Origin of the sequence: Roseomonas sp. TAS13, assembly GCF_001950415.1 — a bacterium.
GTDB lineage: Bacteria > Pseudomonadota > Alphaproteobacteria > Acetobacterales > Acetobacteraceae > Roseomonas > Roseomonas mucosa.
On record NZ_BDLP01000533.1, the window covers coordinates 1 to 2,273 of the forward strand.

Genomic DNA, 2,273 nt, shown 5'->3' on the forward strand with positions numbered 1-2,273 from the left:
TCGCCTTACGGTGGAGCTGTGCGTAGATGTGATCAAGAGACAGGCCGCCCGACCGGTGGCGTTGCCGTGCCGTTCCACGAGGGCCCGGACCGCATCTCCGAGGTTGCGCAGCAGGTGCCAGCGATCCGCTATCTGGATTGCACCGGGCGCGCCCTGCCGGACCCCGTCCGCGTAAGCGCCCGCCCGGTCTCGGGCCACGATCTCCACGCCAGGGTGCTGGCGCAGCCACGCCGCCAGGGTCTCCGCTTGGCGGTCGGGCAGCAAGTCGACGCGATTGCGCTCTAGGTCGACCAGCGCCGTGCCGTAGTGATGGCCTCGGCGCCAAGCCCAGTCGTCCACCCCGAGCACCCGTGGCGTCGCTGCCGGCATGGCGTCCCGGCCCTCCGCGCGGGTGATCCGCAGCAACGTGTCCGGGCTGGTCGCCATGGCTAGACGCTCGATCAGGCGCGCGCCGGCCTCGCCCCCGAGCGCCAGGCCTACACAGCGCTGCAGATCGCCCAGTCGCCGGGTCCGCCGTGCCCCGGCGGCCGCAACCTCCGGGAGCCGCTCGGCGAAGGTCTGCCGGGTACAGGTCGGGTCGAGGCAGCGGAACCGCCGTGCCTGGAGACGCAGCGTCACAGGGCGGCCCTGCCATGGCAGATCAGCGAGGCGGCGTTGGTAGTGGCTGTGAACGCGCCGTGACGACGTGCCGCAAGCTGGGCAGGTGGCGGCCTCGGAAGGTAGCGCGGCGGCGATGATGATGTGATCGGAAGCGGGCAGGACCTGCTGAACCAGTAGCCCCGCTGGAAGCAGAGGCAGGAGACGCTTGGACAATCCCAGCTTTCAGAGAGAGGAACGACGCCCCTCCAATGTGATCATCCCACCCCGGAACGACGAGCCCACAGCACGGAAAGTGCGGGAGAACCAGGGGTGGATCGGCGCGCGGTGCTGGAAGAAGGTCTCGCCGGTGAAGTGCTGGAAGTACGGGTTCTCCACCCAGCGCGCGAGCACCGCCTCGTCGGAGAGGCCGTGGGCGTGCTGCAGGTACAGCAGCCCCGCCACCAGGCGAGGATGGGTGGCCGGCCGCCCCTCGCCGGCGGGAAAGAAGCCGGCCCATTCCCGCTCGAACCACGCCCAGTCGATCAGTGCCGCGAGCCGCACGAGTTCGTGCCGTCCGTCGATCATGTCGACCAGCCGCGGCCGCAGCAGGTCGGGCTGTTCCGGCGGGCGCGGGCGGTGCTTCATGCCCGTCAGAATCGCAGGGTTTGCCGCCGAAAACAATCGAACCCTGCAAATCCAGGGCACCCGGTCCAGCAAATCTCCCACCCAGATCAGTGCCTTACGAGTTGTTCAGGGGTGGTGTCGCGAAGGTGGTTGGAAATGGCGGCGTGCGCCTCCGGCGTGGTGACGGTATCGGGTCAGGCGGCGAGGTCAATGCTGCTCTTGGCGGGTGGCTGATCGAGGGTCTGCCATCCGTCGACCTTGCGCATGCTGATCTGGCCTGAGGCGAGCAGGGCCCAGAACAGCATGGCCGCGGTCTCGGCCGAGGGCAGCACGGTCTGGGTCTTGATGCGACGCTTGAACTCCTCGTGCAGCCGCTCGATGGCGTTGGTGGTGCGCGCCGACTTCCATTGGCTCGCGGGCAGGCGGGCGAAGGCGAAAAGCGCCTCGCCGGCTTCCTCCAGGCTGTCGGCGATGGCCTGGCACTTCAGCCGCCACTTGCGCAGGAAAGCCTTCCGCCGCGTCTCGATCTCCCTGGCCGTCGCGGCGTAGATCATGTCCGTGTAGTCGGTGGTGATCTCCTCGTGCAGCCGTTCCGGCGCGTGGGCCAGGAGGTTGCGATGCTTGTGCACCGTGCAGCGCTGGGCCGGCACCTCGGGCACGAGCGCCGCCAGCGCCTTCTCCAGGCCGGCGGCGCCGTCGATGATCAGGAACGCCGGGGTGCGCAGGCCGCGGGCGATCAGGTTGTCGAGCACGGCCCGCCAGGCCGCCTCGCTCTCCCCGCCCATGTTGCGCACCGCCAGCAGCACCTTCTGACCGTCGCGGCGGATGCCGAGCACCACCAGCAGTGAGATCGAGGTGGCCTTGCGGTCCAACCGGACCCGCACGACGGTCCCGTCGAGGATCAGGCGGACGACGTCCTCGCCTCCGAGGTCGCGCCGCTCCCAGGCCTCCCAGTCCACCTTGACCTTGCGCCAGGCCCGGCTGACCACGTCCTTGCCCACCGCGCCCCGGAACAGCGCCGCCAGCGCCCGCTGCACCCGCCGCGTGTTGGTGCCCGCCAGGTAGGCACC

At 69.8% G+C, this 2,273-nt stretch carries 3 protein-coding genes; all 3 read right to left on the reverse strand.

The annotated features are described in order from the left end of the window. On the reverse strand, positions 1 to 792 hold a 792-nt coding region (locus ROTAS13_RS26660), incomplete at its 3' end, for an ISL3 family transposase (RefSeq protein ID WP_371329309.1). Positions 793 to 822: 30 nt separating this feature from the next. Beyond that, positions 823 to 1,224, reverse strand: coding sequence for a transposase (locus ROTAS13_RS23210; RefSeq protein WP_256371406.1), 402 nt, complete (start codon positions 1,222 to 1,224; stop codon positions 823 to 825). A 173-nt stretch (positions 1,225 to 1,397) separates the two neighbouring features. Next, positions 1,398 to 2,273, reverse strand: an 876-nt coding sequence (locus tag ROTAS13_RS23215) for an IS256 family transposase (RefSeq protein WP_075823559.1), incomplete at its 5' end; no start/stop codon positions are given.